The 21,396-nt window shown below is 56.9% G+C and carries 24 protein-coding genes and 1 tRNA gene; 12 read left to right on the forward strand and 13 right to left on the reverse strand.

Features of this window, described 5'->3' with window-relative positions; genetic code table 11:
• From AC1VYI_RS20095 to AC1VYI_RS20135, 9 genes are all read right to left on the reverse strand, one after another.
• Complete coding sequence (locus AC1VYI_RS20095; RefSeq protein WP_482882518.1) at positions 1 to 912, reverse strand: phage capsid protein; 912 nt, start codon at positions 910 to 912, stop codon at positions 1 to 3.
• A 217-nt stretch (positions 913 to 1,129) separates the two neighbouring features.
• Entirely contained in the window at positions 1,130 to 1,966 is an 837-nt protein-coding gene (locus AC1VYI_RS20100; protein WP_482882520.1) for a hypothetical protein, read from the reverse strand.
• Complete coding sequence (locus AC1VYI_RS20105; RefSeq protein WP_001619031.1) at positions 1,953 to 2,186, reverse strand: Bbp19 family protein; 234 nt, start codon at positions 2,184 to 2,186, stop codon at positions 1,953 to 1,955. The genes AC1VYI_RS20100 and AC1VYI_RS20105 overlap by 14 nt, the downstream gene beginning before the upstream one ends.
• A complete protein-coding gene (locus tag AC1VYI_RS20110; RefSeq protein WP_270093469.1) occupies positions 2,183 to 3,808 on the reverse strand; it encodes a portal protein in 1,626 nt (541 codons plus the stop codon). The genes AC1VYI_RS20105 and AC1VYI_RS20110 overlap by 4 nt, the downstream gene beginning before the upstream one ends.
• A 3-nt stretch (positions 3,809 to 3,811) precedes the next feature.
• Positions 3,812 to 4,042 (reverse strand): hypothetical protein, encoded by a 231-nt coding sequence (locus tag AC1VYI_RS20115; RefSeq protein ID WP_015571350.1) that lies wholly within the window; start codon positions 4,040 to 4,042, stop codon positions 3,812 to 3,814.
• A gap of 13 nt (positions 4,043 to 4,055) precedes the next feature.
• Positions 4,056 to 4,496, reverse strand: coding sequence for a hypothetical protein (locus tag AC1VYI_RS20120; protein ID WP_482882528.1), 441 nt, complete (start codon positions 4,494 to 4,496; stop codon positions 4,056 to 4,058).
• 277 nt (positions 4,497 to 4,773) lie between these two features.
• Positions 4,774 to 5,049: a hypothetical protein gene (locus tag AC1VYI_RS20125; RefSeq protein ID WP_001619027.1), complete on the reverse strand. Its 276-nt coding sequence runs from the start codon at positions 5,047 to 5,049 to the stop codon at positions 4,774 to 4,776.
• A 285-nt stretch (positions 5,050 to 5,334) separates the two neighbouring features.
• Entirely contained in the window at positions 5,335 to 7,527 is a 2,193-nt protein-coding gene (locus AC1VYI_RS20130) for a VapE domain-containing protein (RefSeq protein ID WP_482882530.1), read from the reverse strand.
• Positions 7,528 to 7,530: 3 nt separating this feature from the next.
• A complete protein-coding gene (locus AC1VYI_RS20135) occupies positions 7,531 to 7,749 on the reverse strand; it encodes a helix-turn-helix transcriptional regulator (protein ID WP_141414049.1) in 219 nt (72 codons plus the stop codon).
• Between the two features lie 127 nt (positions 7,750 to 7,876).
• On the opposite strand from AC1VYI_RS20135, the gene AC1VYI_RS20140 reads away from it, so the two are divergent.
• The 12 genes from AC1VYI_RS20140 (at position 7,877) to AC1VYI_RS20195 (ending at position 17,492) form a co-directional block, all read left to right on the forward strand.
• Positions 7,877 to 8,506: a LexA family protein gene (locus tag AC1VYI_RS20140; RefSeq protein WP_141414047.1), complete on the forward strand. Its 630-nt coding sequence runs from the start codon at positions 7,877 to 7,879 to the stop codon at positions 8,504 to 8,506.
• A 702-nt stretch (positions 8,507 to 9,208) separates the two neighbouring features.
• A complete protein-coding gene (locus AC1VYI_RS20145) occupies positions 9,209 to 9,358 on the forward strand; it encodes a hypothetical protein (RefSeq protein ID WP_001619023.1) in 150 nt (49 codons plus the stop codon).
• On the forward strand, positions 9,355 to 10,275 hold the full coding sequence (locus AC1VYI_RS20150; RefSeq protein ID WP_482882532.1) for a hypothetical protein: 921 nt from the start codon (positions 9,355 to 9,357) through the stop codon (positions 10,273 to 10,275). The genes AC1VYI_RS20145 and AC1VYI_RS20150 overlap by 4 nt, the downstream gene beginning before the upstream one ends.
• A 2-nt stretch (positions 10,276 to 10,277) precedes the next feature.
• Positions 10,278 to 11,582, forward strand: coding sequence for a DUF2800 domain-containing protein (locus tag AC1VYI_RS20155; RefSeq protein ID WP_077580747.1), 1,305 nt, complete (start codon positions 10,278 to 10,280; stop codon positions 11,580 to 11,582).
• A gap of 14 nt (positions 11,583 to 11,596) precedes the next feature.
• Positions 11,597 to 12,145, forward strand: coding sequence for a DUF2815 family protein (locus tag AC1VYI_RS20160; RefSeq protein WP_060816173.1), 549 nt, complete (start codon positions 11,597 to 11,599; stop codon positions 12,143 to 12,145).
• Positions 12,146 to 12,221: 76 nt separating this feature from the next.
• Positions 12,222 to 14,282, forward strand: coding sequence for a DNA polymerase (locus AC1VYI_RS20165; RefSeq protein WP_482882535.1), 2,061 nt, complete (start codon positions 12,222 to 12,224; stop codon positions 14,280 to 14,282).
• A gap of 3 nt (positions 14,283 to 14,285) precedes the next feature.
• Complete coding sequence (locus AC1VYI_RS20170; protein WP_348575163.1) at positions 14,286 to 14,765, forward strand: HNH endonuclease signature motif containing protein; 480 nt, start codon at positions 14,286 to 14,288, stop codon at positions 14,763 to 14,765.
• A gap of 10 nt (positions 14,766 to 14,775) precedes the next feature.
• Positions 14,776 to 14,997 (forward strand): ANR family transcriptional regulator, encoded by a 222-nt coding sequence (locus AC1VYI_RS20175; RefSeq protein ID WP_482882537.1) that lies wholly within the window; start codon positions 14,776 to 14,778, stop codon positions 14,995 to 14,997.
• On the forward strand, positions 14,987 to 15,469 hold the full coding sequence (locus AC1VYI_RS20180) for a class I SAM-dependent methyltransferase (protein ID WP_482882538.1): 483 nt from the start codon (positions 14,987 to 14,989) through the stop codon (positions 15,467 to 15,469). Before AC1VYI_RS20175 ends, AC1VYI_RS20180 begins: the two co-directional genes overlap by 11 nt.
• Positions 15,469 to 15,771 (forward strand): PDDEXK family nuclease, encoded by a 303-nt coding sequence (locus AC1VYI_RS20185; RefSeq protein ID WP_482883370.1) that lies wholly within the window; start codon positions 15,469 to 15,471, stop codon positions 15,769 to 15,771. Before AC1VYI_RS20180 ends, AC1VYI_RS20185 begins: the two co-directional genes overlap by 1 nt.
• A gap of 126 nt (positions 15,772 to 15,897) precedes the next feature.
• Complete coding sequence (locus AC1VYI_RS20190) at positions 15,898 to 17,307, forward strand: SNF2-related protein (RefSeq protein WP_482882540.1); 1,410 nt, start codon at positions 15,898 to 15,900, stop codon at positions 17,305 to 17,307.
• A complete protein-coding gene (locus AC1VYI_RS20195; RefSeq protein WP_000189281.1) occupies positions 17,304 to 17,492 on the forward strand; it encodes a helix-turn-helix transcriptional regulator in 189 nt (62 codons plus the stop codon). The genes AC1VYI_RS20190 and AC1VYI_RS20195 overlap by 4 nt, the downstream gene beginning before the upstream one ends.
• On the opposite strand, the gene AC1VYI_RS20200 is transcribed toward AC1VYI_RS20195, so the two are convergent.
• From AC1VYI_RS20200 to proB, 4 genes are all read right to left on the reverse strand, one after another.
• Positions 17,489 to 18,661: a tyrosine-type recombinase/integrase gene (locus AC1VYI_RS20200; protein ID WP_482882541.1), complete on the reverse strand. Its 1,173-nt coding sequence runs from the start codon at positions 18,659 to 18,661 to the stop codon at positions 17,489 to 17,491. The genes AC1VYI_RS20195 and AC1VYI_RS20200 overlap by 4 nt on opposite strands.
• A 153-nt stretch (positions 18,662 to 18,814) precedes the next feature.
• Positions 18,815 to 18,890, reverse strand: a tRNA-Thr gene (locus AC1VYI_RS20205).
• Between the two features lie 111 nt (positions 18,891 to 19,001).
• Complete coding sequence (gene proA, locus AC1VYI_RS20210; RefSeq protein ID WP_126796904.1) at positions 19,002 to 20,255, reverse strand: glutamate-5-semialdehyde dehydrogenase; 1,254 nt, start codon at positions 20,253 to 20,255, stop codon at positions 19,002 to 19,004.
• An 11-nt stretch (positions 20,256 to 20,266) separates the two neighbouring features.
• Positions 20,267 to 21,370, reverse strand: coding sequence for a glutamate 5-kinase (gene proB / locus AC1VYI_RS20215; RefSeq protein ID WP_023310508.1), 1,104 nt, complete (start codon positions 21,368 to 21,370; stop codon positions 20,267 to 20,269).
• Positions 21,371 to 21,396 lie beyond the last annotated feature (26 nt).

The raw sequence follows: 21,396 nt of genomic DNA on the forward strand, positions 1-21,396 counted from the left end.
TTAAACAACAAAATCGATGGCGACGACTTTTTTCTCGTTGGCACGGCCAGCACCATAAGACGCATCAACAGAGATCTGAATGGTGTTGTTTTTATCGCGACGTGGGCCGATATCAACGTTGTACTCAGCGCCGGTACCGAAATGCACTGCCGATTTACACCATGCGACGGCGGTTTTGGTGGTTACGGCCGGATCGCCTGCGGTCGCAGAATTTAGTTTTTCGTAAGCCAGCCACTTAAAACCAAGCCAGTTACCGGACACCGCGCCTTCCTGCAGCATTTTCACCGCCATGAAGTCGGCAGAAGTCAGCGTGGTATCGCTGAGGATCTGCGTCAGCATGTCGGCGTTGTAGGTGATATACAGCTCTTCACCGTTCTGCTCGTCGCACTCGTTGCGGCGGAACATCGCTTTCGCGGCGATCAGCTTGGTTTTGGTCATGCCAGTGCCACCTGCAACGATTTTCTGCGACGCAGGCAGCGCCACCGGTGCATACGCGCCGCCGCTGGACGTTTTACGCATCACAGGGTCGAGCAAAGCACGATAAACAACATCGTCTTTTTTGCGGTTGGAAGCCGCCAGGGTGAGCTGCAAATACGGCCCCTGCGGGTCGGCCAGCAGTTTACGCAGGTCACGTTTTTCAACCGGTACGAATACAGCGTAATCCGCCATCAACGCATTACGGGTACCAGCGTCTGGCAGGTCCCATACGGTGTCACCGAAACGAGTGGTGACCTGCGTCATTTCGATGGTCCCCATATCGTTGATGGTGAACGCTTCGCCGGTGATCATCCCACGGTCGTTTACCGCAGCCTGCAGGCGAGAATCCTTCTGCTGCGCGGCGATTTCGAAAGAATCATGAAACTGCGTGATAAACGCAGCGGTGATCATGTTCTTATTGGCATCAAATGACATAACAATCACTCCAGAAAATATCGCCTGCTGGGTTGTCGGTTGCCCGGCCCGATTAACACAATGCGCGTGGCGCTTACGCACTGCGGGAAAATTCAGTTATCCGGCGTCCCCGCCGGGCTGTTTGTGGGGAGATTGTTAGCGAGGTGCGCGGTCGGAATCCCGACCAAATGAAAAAGCCAGCGGGTTGTGCTGGCTTTTGATGCGGTACTGTGACACGTCACGCTACGGTTTGATCGCCGTATCGCTTCTGGTAGTACGCTTTGACCTTCGCCGATACGCGTTCGTGGTCGGCGTGTTTCGGGTCCATGTACGCCGGGGATTTCATCAGGTCGCGAATGGTCTGCTGTTCTTCGAGGTTCACATCGCCACCCGCCGGTGCGTCTTCCTGCATTTCTGCGCCGACTTTAGCCAGCATGCGGATAACCATCGGGTTATTGCCGATCTCGTCGATGCGCCCTCGGTCGCTCTCGTCAGCCAGGGAGTTGAACGCACGGAAAGCCAGACCGATGTTTTGCTTAAACTCTGCGTCTGTCTTCCACACCTCGCGCAGCTGCGTGGTGGCGGCTTCCGCATCCAGAGCAGCGGCACCGCCCACCAGCTCAGGAGCGCGCTGTGCGTATTCACCAAGGATAAAACTCATCTGATCGTTGGTGATGCCTTTGGCGTGCGCAGTTTTCATGAAGCCCTGCATGCGCGGATCGGCTTTGAATTCTTCCCAGTTGAATCCCTCGACCTCTACCTTAGGCGCATACTCATCTGCCGTTTTCGGCGGCGCGTCGCCGCTCCCCATGCGTTTTTCAAGGTGAGTGTAATTTTCCGCCAGTTTGCGGGCAGAGCTTTCAATACTGAGTTTTCCGTCTTCGCCCATAACGCGGAATTTCTCAGGTAGCCAGTCATTAGCACCCGGTTCGCCCGCGCCGGTGCTGAGCAGAGAATTACCAGAAGGTTCGCCAGCACCCGGATTATCGCCGCCATCTTCACCACCTCCGTTACCGCCGCTAGGCTGTTCTGCACCCGGCTCTGCGTTCATGAATAAGTGTTTAAGCTTCCACATCGTCTTCTACTCCATCGGCCTTGTTGATTTCGCGCAGGATGTAATCCAGTACGGATCGCTGCCCTGCTCTGTAACATGTTTCCCGGTCGCCCTCGGTACCGCCGGGGACGTACGCAGCGCGCCCAAAGCGGCGCGTTAACTCTTCCAGCACCTGAGAGCCGCCAGGCATTTCCTCGAAAATGCGCTTAAAGTCCTGAGGCGTGGCCTGTTTTATTCTCATTGGTTACCTGCCAGTCGTTGCCCTATTGCCGCGCCAGCGGTCTGCCCTGCGGCTCCTGCTGCCTCGGTTCCCGCCTGCATCATGAGCTGCTGCTGAGCGGCCTGCTGCTGTGCTTTCTGGCGCTGATCACGGAGATCTGCCACAGCATCAGATGAGCGAATTACTTTAGCCGGAACGCCGAGAGCTTCAGCCACAACGCGTGTGGCTTCATCGGTATCGATGAGGTCAACAACGTCCTGGCTGATGCCCGCCAGGTTTGCCACGTTCGCGCCGAGGCGTTCGATTGCCGTTACGTCTTCCAGCTTCTGCGCGCGTGCCAGAGGTGAGATGTAACGTACGTTGAAATTGGCGTTCTGGAGGCTCTCGGGTGGTGGGGAGAAAATGCCAGCGCGGAAAGCGATGCCAAAGCAGCGCACCACCAGCAACTGGAGATATTCAGCCTGGAACCGTCCATAGACCGGGCCGAGCAGCTGGCGGATCAGCGCGACGCGCACATGCACTTCGGTGGCGGTCATGGCTGGACCGTCCTGCGGCTGCAGCTGGTCGGCCATCATGATTTTGCGGATTGACGCCTGCAGGCGGTCTTCTGCGGTGAACGCTACCTGGAAATCTGCGCCAGTCAGCAGCGGTTTCATGCTGTCGGTGCTGTTCGCCACGATGATGCGACGCGGGCCAACTTTGACAGTACGCGGGTTGAGTACGCCGTCGTCTTCGGCAATCCACATGCCGGAGATAGCCAGATCCTGCGCGGCTTTCTCCATGCGTTTGGTTTCGTTAAGCTCCTTGCAGTCCGGCAGCGCGTCGTACACCGGACCGATGCCATAGGAGCCGCCGGGGATTTTCATCCAGCGCGGCACGCAGCACGGGAATTCGTGATAGCCGGATTCGCGCACTATCTGCTTGTTGCTCACGTCGACGTTGTACGACGCAAAGCGCATGTTCTTCGCCAGGCGGGCATCGACCATGTAGGTTTCGCGCGGGAAAATGCAGTGCAGGAAATCGAATTTATCGTCAGGCTTTTTCTTCGCCGCGTCGCGGATCTTCTCGCTGACCTTGTCCGCGCCGAATTCCTTGATGGCCTGCTCAGCGGTCAGCTGGTAGCGGCGGTAGATCGTGTCCACGATACCGTCCTTGCGGGTGGACGTGACATAGCACTGCGCCAGCGGCCACTGCTGGAATGTGTAGCCGCCCTCTTCCCGGTCCTCGTCGATGTACAGGACGAACCAGCCAGCGCACACCACGTCGAGATTTGCCTCGTAGCCCTCGGCGTCGAAGTTGGCCGCGTGGATATTTTCCCAGACCAGCGTGGCGCACTCAGACAGCCAGGCTTTGGCGTCGTCCGGCAGCGATTCGCTGTCGAGGTTCAGCCACTGTGCGTTAGCTGGGGTCATGCCGGACATGAGCGCAGAGGCCAGCATTCTTGCGCTGTCGGTGGCGGTGCCGTCCAGTAGCTTCGCCACCTTGTGTTTTGCGCTCTGAGCGTCGAGCACTTCGTCAGAGAATCCCGCGCCGCGCAGCGGATAGGTGTAGTCATAGCACTCACGCCAGACACTTTCATGCTGCTGGCGGTTGGCTTTCAGCGTATCGGAACGCTTAATCAGCTTAACGGCGAGTTCATCCATCAGTTACGCCCCCAGAGTGTTTTTCTGCTGCGCTGCCTGCGCACCAGAGGACAGCAGAGAGCTGCCAGAATCAGCTGCACCCTCTGCACCACTGGCGAGAAGGGACGAGCCTTTCTTGCGCTTCTTGCGCGCTGCTGCATCTGCGTTTGCCGCTTTTGCCGCTGCATCGGCAGCTGCATCCGCTTCGGCCTGCGGGTCGGTCTGTACGACCTTAGGTGCTCCACCTCCACACATAACGATTCCCCTCTTAGCCCGGAACGTGCCAGCCGTGCTCAGTCAGAACAGGCTTACCCGTTACAGGCTGCGGCTTGCCCTCGTCGTTCGTCACGTAGCCCAGCGGCGCGACAGGTGCCGCCGTGGTGGCTTTTTTGACGAGCTGGAGGAATTCGATATTGTCGGTCAGCTGCTGGTCAGCCAGGTCGGTATACCCCAGCGTTTCAAAGCGGGCGATGATGGCCGCGCCCTGCTCGTTGATGGTACCCAGCAGAGTATTGCGCTCAGCGAGTGCGGCATCGTCCAGCAGACTGGCAACGCGCTGCTGGATTACTTCCTGCTCTGCGCGCTGGCCGTCAGCGTTAAGCGCCTGGATCTCAGTCGCTGTAATTGGGGCATCAGCGCCTGTTGGCTGCTCTGCGCCCGTTTCAGGTTCCTGCCCCGGTACTTCGATAAGTTTCTTTGGTCGGCCCATTGTGGTGGCTCCTGTGATGATTGAGCCGTAAGTGTGAAACGGGGTGGCGGTCGGAATCCCGACCAAATGGAAGATTTGTTAAAAACAGGGCCGATTTAACATAATGGACGTTGCGCGCACCAGCGAAATGGCACTCGTTAGCGATTCAGCGTGAAGCGGTTATTTGTTGCGGTTTACTGGCGGGAAGTGGTGAAAATGGACTGCATAAATCGTGCATAAAACAGGGCGGTTTTTGCATAGCGTTTTTAACCGATGAACGCCCTGTTTTTGCAAGTTTTCATGGTGCCAGACGCTTTGTGCGCCAGGCGTAAACGAATCGCCGTGATGTGACCTGCGCCGGAAGCTCTGAGCGCGGGCGCTGTGTGACGTAACACCAGAAGTCTATCAGCGCTTCGCCCGTGTGGTGGTTCGGTGCTGCGCCCTGCTTCCAGCCGATGATAGCAGACTTCGACACGTCGAGCTCTCTGGCAATCTCCTGCAGGGGAATGCCGCTGCGCGTGATGTCGTTAATCACCCGGAACCAGTCCGTTTTGAACGTTGCGACAACTGGCATAGGTCACCCCCCAAAACGCGCGCACGCGCGAGCATAGAGAGCGATTTTATTGAGCTTCTGGCGCTCGTTAATCGCCGTGGTGGAATCAAATCGTGTTTGCATATCGCTACCCGCAATAAATTACATGTTCGGCCTGTACCAGCCTGTACCCACCTGTACCAGCTCTTTTCAAACCTTTTCCCCAAACGACTTATATATATATATGGGGTTTTTAGTAGTTAGGTTGGTACAGTTGGTACAGTTGGTACTGGCTTTTAAATTCAATCAGTTAAAATGTACCAACCTCTATTTCGAGGCTGGTACAGGTTGGGACACCGCCTCAAAAATTCGAGTCATTTTTCCGTCAACACGACGCTGAACACGCTTATAGCCGCAATTTTGCAAAACATTGCTAATTCGCATTTCTTCGCGTTTTCCGATATGGCTGGGATTTAAGCCAATCGCATCGCGCAGAACGTCACTAGCGCGTAAAAATTCGCAATTTCGCGGAATGTCGTTAGTCATCAGGTCAGGCGTGTCGAGCCATTTCTCGACCGTCTCGAGCCACGCGTCCTTAATCGTGTACTGCTCGTGGACACACGCACCGAGCCGCTCAGCATCGCGGAACTGGATGCCGCCGAGGCGCTTAAACGTCTCGCGGGCCTCAGCCCACAGCAAAAGGAGGTCGGTTTTTATCGCTTTCACGTCGACTTTCGACACCTCCACAGGCAACCACCGGCGGTTACCGGTCTTGTCAGCGAGGAATTCGTCCTCGTTGGTGGTACCGACGAACACCAGGCGACGCGGGAACTGGGTAGCGAACTCCCGGTATTTAGGGATCCAGTTCTCGTGCGTGCGCGTCACGAATGCCTTGATGGATTCGAGCTCTTTGGTATTGAGGCCGCGCAACTCGCCAATCTCCGCCACCAGTCGTCCGCGCATCTTGCGTGCGAGGTCATCGTCTTTCTCAGCGAAAGAGATCTCGGTGAAGAACGCCGGGTCGGGGCTAAGCGCTTCCACGCCGGAGGATTTACCGCAGCCCTGCGGACCAACGAGGATTGGCACCATATCGGCTTTAACACCGGGCTCCAGCACCCTGCCCGCCAGCGCCGTCCACATGTACATGGACACCGCACGGGTGTATTGCGTATCGGCGGTACCGAAGTGCGTGTGGTAGAAAGTTTCGATGCGCGGCACGCCGTCCCACTCCAGCCCGTTCAGCCAGGTGGTCGCCGAGTCGAACGGCTGTTCGTCAGCGGCCAGCAGCACCACGTCGCGAATGAGCTCGCGCCCGACGGGTTTAAAGCCGCGCTTTTCCATCGTTATGCGCAGGCGCGCATAGTCCGCATCGGTGAACGCCTGCCACTGACCGGAGCCAGCCTGGGCGAACATGATTTCGTCGCGGAACTGGTCAAAGCGGATATCGATGTCCACGAAGTCAGGACGCACAACGGCTTTGGCCGCATTGCTGATGGTGGCCTCGATACGGCCCCACTTATCGCGCTCGAAGGCCGGCAGCGGTAATGGCTCTGCAACGTCGGTGCTGGTCAGGTCTTCGAAATCGTCGTTGCGGATCCCGATGGCATTAAGGAAATCGCCGTCGTCGCGGTGTGCACAGCTGGCATGCAGGCATTTAAAATGTCCTTGCTCAAAGCCCGCGGTACCGCCCGGGAAGTAAACCGTGCTCGTCGGGTCGCCGCCGGTGCTGTGGCCGTCCTCAAACGGGCAGCGGATGTATCGCTCGCCGTTCGCGCCGTCCAGCAGCGTCCAGCCGTTGGCGTCGAGATATTCGGCCGTATCATCCGTGGCACCGGGCGTGAACGTTGAGCGGTCACGCATCTTCGTGCTGCCCGCTTCGGTGGTGACCGACACTGGGAGCTGATCCGCCAGGCGCTGCCACAGCGTTTCGAGCTGGTAAGCAGTTATGGCCGGAGGTTCGTCCGGCAGACCGCCGTCCCACTCAATGCGCGCGCCGCTGCTGTGCGTACCACAGGCAACGAACTGTTGGCCGTTCGCCAGCAGCTCGATAATCCCCATATCGCCCGCCAGACGGTGGATGCGCTTACGGAAATCGCCGTCAACGGCCAGCAGGTACAGGCATTTGTTGCTGTTGGCGCGCCAGCGACGCGGCGGCAACTCGCCAAGCAGTTGCACCAGCGTTTTGCGAATATCGGCCTGGATGTCTTCGTCTTCGCTGTCACAGTCCAGCGCCAGCCAGCCATGACCGGTACGCACGCAGATGCCGTAATCCGGTTCGTTCGACCAGCGGGCGAAGTCATGCTCAGTGACGACGTGCTCTGTCCACTGAGCAATACCGGTTACCAGGCGGTCACGGTTATAGCGGCTCGGCGTCTTGCCCAGCGCTTTCAGTTTGCTGTCGGGGGAAATGGCCGCGCCCGGGTTGCACACGACCGGCAGCAGCTGGTCAGTACGTCCCAGCACCAGATCGAAGTGGAACCATTCGTCAGGCGTTGCCCCCCAGATCTTTTTCTCTGGCATGGGTTACGCCTTTTTATCGTTTTGTGGCGGAAAAACGGTGTCCAAGGAGCACTCAGCCCCTAAGGTATTTAGCGCGCCAACGATCTTACGGCACGAACTTAAATCCGGCGTGCGAACACCCGCTTCATAGTTACCGATGCGCGATTGCTTCCAGCCTAAAAGGTCAGCTAGCTGCTGCTGGGTAACGCCTGTTTTTTTCCGTACGGCTGAAATGTTGTTCATAGAGTACCTCCTGAGATGAAGTAAAACACAAATCGTGTTTTACAGGCAACACAGTTGGCAGATTTTAAATTACACGCTGCGTGTTAAAATACGCTAAAACACACATAACATGATGAGGTGGAACACAATGGAAACAGTTGGTCAGCGTATAAAAATGTTGAGAGAACGTCTTAGGTTAAGCCAGGCGGATTTAGCAGAAAAATGCGGTTGGGGGTATCAGTCTCGTGTAGGTAATTACGAAACAGGTTCCCGAAAAGTAAGCGTAGAAGATGCGGTAGTGCTGGCTTCAGCGCTGGGCGTGTCTCCGGGCGAGTTACTTTTCGGCACCCCAGATAACGCAGAATTTGTATCGGCTGGACAGCGTTCTGTTCCGGTGGTCAGCTACATTCAGGCGGGGATGTTCACAGAGCCTGATTATCTCCTGACCCCAGAAGGGGTTGAAGAGACTATATCCTTTGACGGCCCAGCCTCTGACCTGATATTCGCTTTACGCATCAAAGGGGATTCAATGGAACCGGAGTTCAAGGAGGGGGATACAGTAATCATAGACCCCGCGGTTGCGCCACACCCTGGCGAGTTTGTAGTAGCTAAAAACGGTGAGTACGAAGCCACATTCAAAAAATACCGCTCGAAGGCTGACGGCGGTTTTGAACTGGTACCTTTAAATCCAGACTACCCTTCACTGGATTCCGCAGTGAATAAAGTAACCATTATCGGCACTATGATCGAACACCGCATTCACCGCCGTAAGCGTTAAAACCCAACTTAACTCCCCTTTCGTTATCAAGCCCGCCACTGAGCGGGCTTTTTTACGTCCTTGCAAAATATTCCACATTTCGTGTTGACAACAAAAAACACAAAGCGCAATACTGTAAACACGAAATGCAATATAGCTCTTTAACAAACAGAACCGCGTGACAGGTAAGCCGCTGTGCTCCTGGCAAAACGAAATAGCACCCGATGGGATCGAGGTAAGCGCCGAGTCCGTATGCGTACGGTAAGCGTAGAGGACCACACCGCGACGAGCTGATAAGTCACGCAAGTTGAAACGCCCCGATGATGGGGCGTGCAGTGAATTAATCAAAGGCTTTGGGCCTTTTACTAATCCACTGAGGGCTAACTTATGCGAATTAAGGAATCGGACATACTCCATGAAAATGGCGATTTCTGGGTTTTGAACCACCCAGCAGGTTTCCATGTCATGCGACGAGGATTGACGCACTCTACGTGCGACAGCGCCTATGCCCAACTCGATCTAGCCGTAACTCGCTGTAATTACCTTGCGAATCGGAATCAGCGGCCTGCCCCACACTCTGAATCATCCATGTAATTGCTGTGTGTAGTCTTTGCCCGTCTCCCTTGACGGGCCTTTTTCCTGACTGAGAGTGCATCCACAACGGTGCTATGTCTCGCCCGCTGGCACCGGGTGCGCTCCCAGACATGAAAAGGAGCACTACCGATGAAACCTGAACACCTCCATCGGCTGACGGGGCGCGACGTGCTCCAATATCGCCGCAAACATTTCGACATCTTCACCGGTCTGGCCCTCGCTACTGCGTTCGGCCTGGCTATTACCTTCATTCTCCTTGTAGCGAGGACCGCAGTATGAGCTTAGAAACAAATCTGGAACTTAATAACCAGCTGGTAACCCGTAACAACGAATTGCTGGAACGTCTTATCACCGCGCTGGCCTCTGGCGTACCTCTCCGCGCGGACACCGTGGCACAGGTGCAGGAATACCGCGAAACGGTACCGGAAAACAAAGCGGAAAATACCGTTATCCGCAAAGTTACGCTGGACGATCTGGAGTTCAGCGACATTATCGCCCTGGCTGCATTCTACCCGGCCCCGCAGGAGCTCAGCGAAACGATGGTCCAGCGCGTTGTTGATTATCGCGACGCCGAAGGCGATAAGCGCGTTGTGCAGATCGACGCTCTGGACAGCGCCCTGCAGGGTGTTAAACGCGCTGGCCATCTTAACAAGCCAGCATTACTTGACCTGTCACGTAACATTCTGCGCTTCTGGGACGACTTACCGACCATCGCGGCACGCCGTGACTTTGCCGAGCGTTTACTGGACGCCCCCGCAGACGGTCGCCATGAAGTGAAGCCGAAAACCAGCGGTAAAGATGAGGAACGCACCGGGCCGTTCTACTGCAAGAACGTTGATGGCTCCGCCGCCAGCGAGCTTCACACCTTACGCAAGCTGAACGAACTGCTTAAAAAGGGCCATATCGAGATCACTAAAGTTGAGTACCTCCAGCTGCAGGAAGATTTCGCGCGTAAAAACGCGGCAAAAGGCGGTACCGAAACGGTCGATGACACCGGGGATAATGCTGGCGCGCAGACCGATTTTGCAGTCCTGCGTAAAAAGGCCGAAGGGTTGATCCTCCAGCTGGCGAAAGGTGGTTACCGTGCCGAAGCGGTGGCGATTCTGGAAAAACAGGGTGCTAAAAAACTCGGCGAAGTTGCTGACGAGAACCTCTCAGACGTGATCGCTCAGGCTGAAAAAGCGCTGGAGGGTTAATCATGCCAGACGTTCATGCACGACTTTCCCCGTCTTCAGCGCATCGGTGGATGCGCTGCCCCGGTAGTCTGGCGCTGGAGGCCACGCAACCGGATAAAAGCTCCTCATTCGCAGAAGAAGGTACCGCAGCCCACGCGCTGGGAGAAAAAGTGCTGCGCAACCGCCTAAGCCACCCGGAGCATTATGCGGGTTGCAATGTCGCTATGTTCCTCGGCTCTTATCCACTTGCTGAGCACCCGGATGATACTTCCGGCCCGCAGGTAGATGAGGAAATGGTCGAAGCCGTTGGCCGTTACGTCGACACCGTCTGGGCGCTGTCGCAGGGCAATGAGCTGCTGGTCGAGCAGCGTGTCGACTTCTCCCATATCGTGGGCGTAGAAGAGTCCTTTGGTACCGCCGACGGCGTAATCATCGCGGGCAACGAACTGCAGATCCACGACCTGAAATACGGTAAGGGTGTGCGCGTTGATGCTGAGCAGAACGAGCAGCTGCAACTGTATGCCCTGGGTGCGCTCGAGCAGTTCAGCATGCTGTACGACTTCGATACGGTACGCCTGTTCATCCACCAGCCGCGACTTAACCACGTTTCAGAGTGGGCCCTGACGGTGGAAGAGCTACAGGCGTTCGGCGAACGGGCGCAGGAAGCGGCCGCCAGCGTGATTGTGATGTTCAACATCGCCGATTGCGAAGGCGTCGAAACCCTGCCGCTTGAAAACTTCACACCCGGCGAAAAACAATGTCGGTTCTGTAAGGCAAAAGGCGGTCTGTGCACCGCTGAGGCGCAAGCCAGACTTAACGATGTGAGAGACGATTTTGTCGACCTGACCCAGCCAGTGGGCGAGCAACTCGCAGAAGCCGTCAAACGCGTACCGCTACTGACTGCCGAACAGCTGGCGGATATTTACAGCCAGGTTGGCCTGATTGAGTCTTTTTGCAAAGCGGTGTGCGACCGGGTGAACAGTGAGCTGAACGCAGGGCATCCGGTACCGGGCTTTAAGCTGGTTACTGGTAAACAGGGTAACCGCGCCTGGAGCGATGAAGAAGCCGCCCGCGCGCTGCTGAAAGACCAGTTCCGATATAAAACTGAGGAGGTTTTCGACCTTAAGCTGATTAGCCCAACCAAAGCCGAGAAGCTCATCAAAAAGGCCAGCCCTCGCCGCTGGACGAAAGTCGAAGCGCTGATCACCCGCGCTGACGGTAAGCCCACCATCGCCCCCGAATCCGACCCGCGCCCCGCGCTCAATATCAACCCTGTTAACGATTTCGACGACGTGTCCGACGACGCGCTCGCCGCTGACCTCATCTGATTAAGGAATTACCCATGAAAATTAAACTGAACAACGTCCGCCTGGCCTTCCCCGCTCTGTTCGAAGCAAAAACCGTGAACGGCGAAGGCGACCCGCGCTTCTCTGCTGTTTTCCTGATGGATCCGAAACATCCACAACTGGAAGAAGTCCGCAAAGCGCTGAAACAGGTAGCGAAGGAAAAGTGGGGCGAGAAGTGGGAAACCATTTACGGCCAGCTGGAGAAAAAACTAAACCTCTGTCTGCACGACGGTGACGAGAAAGCCGAATACGAGGGCTTCCCGGGCAACTTCTTCCTGAATGCTGCCAACAAAGCGCGCCCGGCAGTTATCGATCGCGACCGTTCCCCGCTAATCCAGGCCGACGGGCGTCCTTATGCTGGTTGCTACGTCAACGCGGTAATCGACATCTGGGCGCAGGACAACAACTTCGGCAAACGCGTTAACGCATCGCTGGGTGGCGTCCAGTTCCTGCGCGACGGTGACGCGTTCGCTGGCGGCGGTGTGGCCGCGCCGGATGACTTCGACGATATCAGCGAAGGTGCAGACGCCTCCGATCTGGTTTAACACTCACTCACCCGGCCAAGCGCCGGGTGTTTTGCAAAGAGTGTCCCTTTTCGCAAAGCATCCGCGAGGATTGAGTATGGAAAAATTATGGATTGACCTCGAAACCTTCAGCGAGGTGCCTATTAACAACGGCACCCATGCCTATGCAGAAAAGGTTGAGGTAATGTTGATGGCCTGGGCCATTGACGATGGTCCCGTCAGCGTATGGGATTTAACGACAGGCATTGTAATGCCACCAATGTTGTATCAGGCTCTGGCCAATCCGGCGATTGAGGTGTGGGCGCACAACTCACATTTCGACCGCACGGTACTGCGCCATGCAATGCCGGAACTGGCACCCGATGTCGTCCGCTGGCGCGACACGATGGTGCAGGCGCTGGCGCACAGCCTCCCCGGCGCGCTGGGGGCACTCTGCGAGGTGCTGGGCGTACCGCAGGACAAGGCGAAGGACAAAGAAGGTAAGGCGCTGATCCAGCTATTCTGTAAGCCACGTCCGAAGAACAGCAAACTGCGCCGCGCCACCAGCAAAACCCACCCGGAAGAATGGCGACGCTTTGTTGCTTACGCTGGCCTTGATATCGAGGCCATGCGCGAAGTGCATAAGCGCCTGCCAAAGTGGAATTATAAGGGGGCAGAGCTGGCGCTCTGGCATCGTGACCAGCAGATCAACGACCGCGGCGTCTGCATGGATGTGCAGCTGGCGCAGGCGGCGATCGAGGCGGTAGACCAGGAGCAAAAGCGCCTGGCGAAACGCACGCAGGTGATGACCGACGGCGAAGTGCAGGCGGCCACGCAGCGCGATGCGCTGATTAAGCACATTGTTGAATCCTACGGCGTAGAGCTGCCCGACATGCAGCGCAGCACGCTGGAGCGCCGTATGGCGGATCCTGATTTGCCGTCGGCGGTGAAAGAGCTGCTGGCTATTCGCCTGCAGGCCAGCACCACCAGCACCAGCAAGTACAAATCGCTGATGAAGGGTGTAAGCAGCGACGGGCGTCTGCGCGGCACGCTGCAGTTCTGCGGCGCATCGCGAACCGGGCGCTGGGCCGGGCGATTATTCCAGCCCCAAAACCTGCCCCGCCCTTCACTTGAGCAGGACCAGATAGACGAGGGTATCGAGGCGCTGAAAGCCGGATGCGCCGATCTGCTTTTCGATAACATCATGGAGCTGACCAGCTCGGCGCTGCGCGGCTGCATCATGGCCCCCGCGGGCAAAAAGCTGGTGGTTAGCGACCTGTCGAATATCGAGGGGCGAAAACTTGCCTGGCTCGCCGGCGAACAGTGGAAACTGGACGCGTTCCGGGAGTACGACGAGGGGTCCGGGCCGGATCTGTATAAACTGGCCTACGCCCGCGCCTTCAATATCTCGCCGGACGATGTTGATAAATACCAGCGTCAGATTGGCAAGGTGATGGAGCTGGGCCTCGGCTTCGGCGGCGGCGTTGCGGCGTTCCTGACCTTCGCTCTGGTCTACGGTCTCGACCTCGACGAGCTGGCGAACGCTGCGCTGCCGAACATCCCCCGCGATGTTATCCGCGAGGCGAAAAGCTGGTACGACGAATCGGTGAAGCGTAAAGCGACCTACGGCCTGTCCGAACGCGTCTTCATCGCCTGCGACTCGCTCAAGCGCCTGTGGCGCAGAGCCCACCCGGCAACATGCGATTTCTGGTATGAGCTCGAGCGCACCGTCCGCGCCGCAATAGCCACACCGCAAAAAACGCTGTACTGCGGTTATCTGAAAGTCCGCCGTGATGGCGCATGGCTGCGCATACAGCTGCCATCCGGGCGCGCGCTGTGCTACCCGTCCCCGTCCATCGAGAAGGGGAATATCACCTATCAGGGCGTTAACTCCTACTCGCGCAAATGGCAGCGGCTCAAAACCTATGGCGGAAAGCTGGTGGAAAACGTCACCCAAGCGGCCGCCCGCGACGTTCTGGCCGGAAACATGCCGCTGATCGAGGATGCCGGTTACAGCATTGTGCTGACGGTACACGATGAGGTAATCACCGAAGCGCCGGACACTGACGATTTCAACGATAAAGAGCTCTCCGCGCTGCTCTCCACTAACCCCGAATGGGCGCCCGATATCCCGCTGAACGCGGGCGGCTTTGAGGCGTACCATTACAGAAAAGAGTGAGTTATGACACAGGATGAAGTTCAAGCGCTGTTTGTCTACGAACCGCTGACGGGGTTATTGCGTCGTGTTGGCGGCCGTAAACTCTACCCGTGGCACGGTACGGGTAAGAATCAGCGGTATCTGGCAACCACTATCGGCAGAAAAACCTACTACCTGCATCAACTTGTCTGGCTCTACCACCACGGATTCATACCACCGATGCTGGACCACATAAACCGAGACCCGCGCGATTGCAGAATCGAAAACCTTCGAGTCTGCAATAACGCCCAGAATCAATACAACATTGCCAAGCGGGGACACAACACATCCGGTTTCAAAGGCGTTGTGTTTCACCCTAAATGCCCTCGAAAGCCGTGGCAGGCAAAAATTGTAATCCGAGGACGAGTTAAGAGTCTCGGGTATTTCCCAACAAAAGAGCTGGCAGCAGAGGCTTACGCCAAAGGCGCGAAACTTTACGCTGGAGAATTCGCCAACTCACTCTGAGGTAACCCCTATGTCATTTAAATATCGGGACAGCCCGCTTTATTACCGGACTGCGCGGGAGGCTTTGCGCCTTGAGCAGTCCGGCGAGTATGACCGGGCGGCAAAGGTCTGGTCCAAAGCCAACCGCGAATCACGTAACGAACTTAATCAGGACTGGAGCGAACGCCGGTCTGATTTTTGCCTGATGCAGAACATGCGCGAAAAGCGTAAGGCGGTGAACGATGACGTGTGAGCAGACCATTCTTGACATGTGCTGCGGCTCTCGTATGTTCTGGTTCGACAAGCAGGACAAGCGCGCGGTATTCAGTGATATCCGCGCTGAGCAGCATGAGCTTTGCGACGGCCGCCAGCTGGTTATCAACCCGGACCTTATTGCTGATTTCCGCGCCCTTCCCTTTGCCGATAAAACTTTCCCTGTCGTCGTGTTCGATCCGCCGCACCTCGAGCGTGTCGGTGATAACGCGTGGATGGGTAAAAAGTACGGGCGGCTCAACAAAGAAACATGGCGCGATGATCTTCGCGACGGCTTCGCTGAAGCATTCAGGGTGTTGCGGCCACACGGTGTACTCATATTCAAATGGAACGAAACGCAGATCCCGGTAAGCAATATCTTGGCGCTGACTGAAGAGAGGCCGATTATCTGGCAGCGCACTGGCAAAGCTGACAAGACCCACTGGGTAATTTTCGTCAAAGGTGGTGAATGATGGCCTACCAACGTGAAAGCCTTATTGAAAAGCACCTCGTCGCCGAAGTGAAAAAGGCTGGCGGGGTAGCCTTTAAGTTCGTATCACCCGGTCGCCGCTCGGTACCGGATCGCATTGTCCTGCTACCGGGCGGCCGTCTCGTCTTTGTTGAATGCAAAGCACCCGGCAAACCACCACGTGCCGAACAGCTACGCGAGCACGAACGGCTGCGCGCGCTGGGCTTTACCGTGGTGGTGCTGGATAGCAAAAATCTGGAGGGGATATTGTGCGAAAAGTCCAACGACGCAGTAAATTCCGCCTGATTGGCGGCCCGTATGATGGCGCTATCGTGATGCTCTTTACCGCTGGCACACTGGAATTTACAGCCAAAGGGCAGACCGGGCGGTATACAGGACATAGCGGCGACAGGCTACACTGGGAGGAAAAACGTGTCAGTTAACTCCCCTTCTAAACTTTTCACACCCCGCCCTTATCAAGACCTCATCATCAACCACGAAATCGACATCCTGCGCTGCAACATCTGGGCGGGCATGGGCATGGGTAAAACCGTGGCGACGCTCACCACGCTGGAAGATCTCTTCATGGCGGGAGCGGAGACTCAGCCCGCGCTGGTCCTCGCACCGCTGCGCGTGGCTGCCAGCACTTGGCCGGATGAAGCGGTTAAATGGGGGCATCTTCGCAATATCGAGGTGCAGCCTATTGTCGGTAACGCTAAGGCTCGCGCTGCGGCGCTGGCAAACAGCAACGCCAGCGTGTTTACCATCAACTACGACAATTTGGTCTGGCTGGTGGAAGAGCTGGGCGGCCGCTGGCCGTTCGGTACCGTCATTCCCGATGAAAGCACCCGGCTGAAATCCTTCCGGCTGCGCGGTGGCGGTAAGCGCGCGGCGGCGCTGGGCAAGGTGGCACATAAACACGTCCGGCGCTGGATGAATCTCACCGGTACGCCAGCGCCGAACGGCCTGGTGGATTTGTGGGGGCAGGCGTGGTTTGTGGATCAGGGTCAGCGCCTCGGACGCACTTACGGCGCGTTTACTTCCCGCTGGTTCAACTCAATACAGTTTCCGGGGCAGAGCTGGACGAAACTGGAGCCGTTCGCCCATTCCCAGGACGAAATACAGCGGGCACTGGCCGACGTCACTATCTCCCTGGACGCCGCCGACTGGTTCGACATCAAAGAGCCCATCCATAACGTGATCCGCGTGGATATGCCGCCGAAGGCCCGCCAGCAGTATCGCGAAATGGAAAAAGAAATGTTCCTCGAGCTGAACGGCGAGGGCATCGAAGCGCCGAACGCTGCGGCAAAGACAGTGAAGTGTCTGCAAATTGCCAGCGGCGCGGTGTACACCGACGACGCCGGGAGCTGGTCAGAACTGCACGACGCGAAGCTGCAGGCGCTGGACAGTATTCTCACCGAAGCAGCTGGCGCACCGGTGCTGGTGGCCTATCACTGGAAACACGACCTCGAGCGTCTGCTTAAAGCGTTTCCCCGAGGTCGCCACCTCGACCAGGATCCACAGACGCTGCGCGACTGGAACGCCGGAAAGATCCCGGTTCTGTTCGCGCACCCGGCCAGCGCAGGCCACGGCCTGAATATGCAGGACGGCGGCAACATACTGGTGTTTTTCTCGCACTGGTGGGACCTGGAACAGTACCAGCAAATTATCGAACGCATCGGGCCAACCCGGCAGATTCAGGCCGGACACAACCGCCCGGTGTTCATTCACCACATTATCGCCGCCGACACTATGGACGAAATGGTGATGGAGCGGCGCAACTCAAAACGAACAGTGCAGGACATCCTGCTCGATGCCATGAAAAAGAGAGGTATAGCATGACACCGGTTATCTCTGACACTGACCTGATTAACATCAAAGAGGTTGAGCGCTCCGTTGGCCTGAAAAAATCCAGTATTTATGAGCGCATCAGCAATAACGAATTTCCGAAGCCTAAGAAGCTCGGGAGCCGAACCTCCCGCTGGGTACGCGGCGAGGTCGAAGAGTGGAAAAAACAGTTTCTTTAAATCAAACGCAGCTGGTCAATATAATCCGCATACCACTGCATCATCTCCCGACGCCCTTCCATATACAGGGCATGGTTATAAACCCCGCGTATATTGTTCTTATCCACGTGAGCGATCTGGAGTTCAACCCAGTCAGAGTTGAATCCTTTATCGTTCAGGATGGTGCTGAACGTATGCCGGAAGCCATGCCCTACTACCCTCCCCTTATACCCCAGCGTGTGGATCATCCTGTTTATTGTGTTCTCGCTCATGACCTTTGACGGGTCATTCCTGCCGGGGAACATATTCACGTATCGACCTGTCAGACCGTGCAACTCCTTCAGCAAAACAACAAGCTGATCGGAGAGCGGTACCAGGTGCGGGCGGTCCATCTTCATAAATTCGGCGGGTATCTCCCACAGCCGATTATCGAAATCTACCCATTCCCATTTTGAATGTCGCAGTTCGTAAGTACGCAGCCCTGCCAGCATCATGATCTGCAAACCCAGCCGGGGAAGCGGGCTCCCCTTGTAACTTTCAAGCGCCGCGAGAAAATCGGGCAACTCTTCAGCCGTCAGGAACGGGAAGGACTCTCCTTTATGCCCGGTCATTGCGCTGTTCAGTTCGCTGACGGGGTTATACTTCGCGCGCCCTGTTGCAACGGCATAGCTGAATACTTCACCGCACCACCGGCGCGTTTTGGCTGCTTTCTCAGTTGCGCCGCGATTCTCAATTTTGCGCAGTGCGGTCAACATCTGGACAGGTTCGATCTCAGCAACCGGCAGCTTACCCACCGCAGGGAAAATATCTTTGTTGAATGCTTCGAGAATGTCAGAGGCATAGCCAGGCGACCAGCGCGGTTTCTTGAATTCGTGCCATTCTGTGGCAATCTCTTTAAACGTGATCGTCTTTGCTGCGGCAGCCGCAACGTGGCTTTTGACCTTCACCGGGTCAATACCCGCCGCAACGTTCCGCCGGGCCTCGTCTCGCTTATCGCGAGCGGCCGCCAGCGAAACCGCCGGGTACACACCAAGCGCGAGCATCTTTTCTTTACCGGCGAAGGTGTAGCGATAGCGCCAGTATTTCGCCCCGCTGGTTTTCACCAGCAGAATAAGCCCGTTGCCGTCTGGCAGCTTATAGTCTTTCTCGGCAGGCTTTGCCGTCTCGACCTGTCGCGCGTTTAGTTTCATAGGTACCCGCCTCAAACTCAGATACCCGATTATGTACCCGTTTTAAATTTGGATTGCAACGGTAAAAGGTGGATAACGGCGGACAAACAAAACAGCCAACACCGCGAAAAACAAGGAAAAATGGACGATTGAGGATGGTACCGGATGAAATGATGGTGCCGATAATAGGAGTCGAACCTACGACCTTCGCATTACGAATGCGCTGCTCTACCAACTGAGCTATATCGGCCCTGAGAGGCCGGTTACGAGCGTAACCACGGGGCAAAAGGTTAGATCTATCCGGGTGATGCGTCAATGCCCTTTTGAATCAAACGGCTATTTTTGCATCACCCGTGATTATTTACGCACGAATCGTATCGTCACCGAAGCCGATCCACTTGTACGTGGTCAGCGCTTCCAGCCCCATCGGGCCGCGCGCGTGCAGTTTCTGCGTGCTGACCGCCACCTCTGCGCCGAGGCCGAACTGGCCGCCGTCGGTGAAGCGGGTGGAGGCATTCACATATACCGCTGAAGAATCCACTTCGTTCACGAAGCGATCGGCATTGCGCAGGGTGCGCGTCAGGATCGCGTCAGAATGCTGCGTGCCGTGTTCACGGATGTGCGCAATGGCGTCGTCGAGATCGGCAACGATTTTCACGTTCAGATCCAGTGACAGAAACTCATCGTCGTACTGCTCCGCTTTTACGGGAACAACGTTAGCCGGGCCATCCTGAAGCAGTGCGAGCGCGCTGGCGTCAGCATGCAGCGTCACGCCGCTCTCTGCCATCTGTTTGCTCAGAGCCGGCAGGAAGGTGTTCGCAATATCCTGATGCACCAGCAGCGTTTCTACGGTGTTACAGGTGCTTGGACGCTGGGTTTTCGCATTCACGATAATCTTCAGCGCCGGTTCAATCTCAGCGCTGTCGTCGACAACGATATGACACACGCCGATACCGCCGGTGATCACCGGAATCGTCGACTGCTCGCGGCACAGCTTGTGCAGGCCCGCGCCGCCGCGTGGGATCAGCATGTCGATGTATTTGTCCATGCGCAGCATTTCGTTGACCAGCGCGCGGTCCGGGCTCTCGATCGCCTGTACGGCACCCGCCGGTAAGCCACACTCTTCCAGCGCCTGCTGAATGACTTTCACCGTCGCGGCGTTGGTGCGCCATGTCTCTTTCCCACCGCGCAGAATAGCGGCGTTACCGGTTTTCAGGCACAGGGACGCAACATCCACCGTCACGTTTGGACGAGCTTCATAAATAACGCCGATAACGCCGAGCGGCACGCGGCGGCGCTCCAGGCGTAAACCGCTGTCGAGCAACCCACCGTCGATCACCTGCCCTACCGGATCGGCCAGATTGCAGACCTGACGCACATCGTCGGCGATGCCTTTCAGGCGTGCCGGCGTCAGCGCCAGACGGTCGAGCATCGCTTCGCTCAAGCCGTTACGACGCGCTTCCAGCAGATCCTGCTCGTTGGCGAGCAAAATTTCCTGAGACTGGGATTCCAGATAATCAGCGATTTTTTCCAGCACGCGGTTTTTCTCGCGGCTGGAAAGGAGCGCCAGTTTATAAGAGGCGGCCTTCGCGGCAGCGCCCATTTGTTCCAGCATGTTCTGGCTCCTTAACGAATAATCATGTCATCGCGATGCACGGCAACCGGACCATATTCATAGCCCAGAATGGCGTCGATCTGCTGCGAGTGGTGACCCGCGATGCGGCGCAGAGCATCGCTGTTGTAACGGCTTACGCCGTGGGCGATGTCGCGGCCTTCGAGGTTACGGATACGGATCACTTCACCACGGGAGAAGTTGCCTGTCACGCTTTTAATTCCTTTAGGAAGTAATGAACTTCCTCGTTCCAGAATCGCGGCGGTTGCCCCTTCATCGACGACGAGTTCGCCAGCAGGAGGCGCGCCAAATATCCAGCGCTTGCGGTTTTCCAGCGGGGATTCCTGGGCGTGGAAGCGGGTGCCGACGGAGATGCCTTCCATTACGTCGCCAATCACGCCGGGGCGGCTGCCCGCTGCAATGATGGTGTCGATACCGGCGCGGCACGCGACGTCAGCGGCCTGCAGCTTGGTCCCCATACCGCCCGTTCCGAGGCCTGAAACGCTGTCACCGGCGATGGCGCGCAGCGCATCGTCGATGCCTTGAACGTCGGTAATCAGCTCGGCTTCCGGGTTGGAGCGCGGGTCGGCGGTGAACAGCCCCTGCTGATCGGTCAGAAGCAGTAATTTATCGGCACCGGCCAGAATCGCGGCCAGCGCCGAGAGGTTATCGTTATCACCCACTTTGATTTCAGCGGTAGCAACGGCATCGTTCTCGTTAATGACCGGAACAATATTGTTGTCCAGCAGCGCGCGCAGGGTATCGCGGGCGTTCAGGAAGCGCTCTCTGTCTTCCATATCCGCACGCGTCAGCAGCATCTGCCCAACGTGAATGCCATAGATGGAGAACAGCTGTTCCCAGAGTTGAATGAGTCGGCTTTGGCCCACGGCGGCCAGCAGCTGTTTGGAGGCGATCGTCGCGGGGAGTTCGGGGTAACCCAGATGTTCACGCCCGGCGGCAATCGCCCCGGAGGTCACAATCACAATACGATGCCCTGCGGCATGTAGCTGAGCGCACTGACGTACAAGCTCAACAATGTGGGCGCGATTTAGGCGGCGCGATCCGCCTGTTAAAACACTGGTACCGAGTTTTACCACCAGCGTCTGGCTGTCACTCATGATTCTCTGCCGTTCAACGATAAGGG

This window comes from Enterobacter sp. QK-SA4 (genome assembly GCF_056856775.1).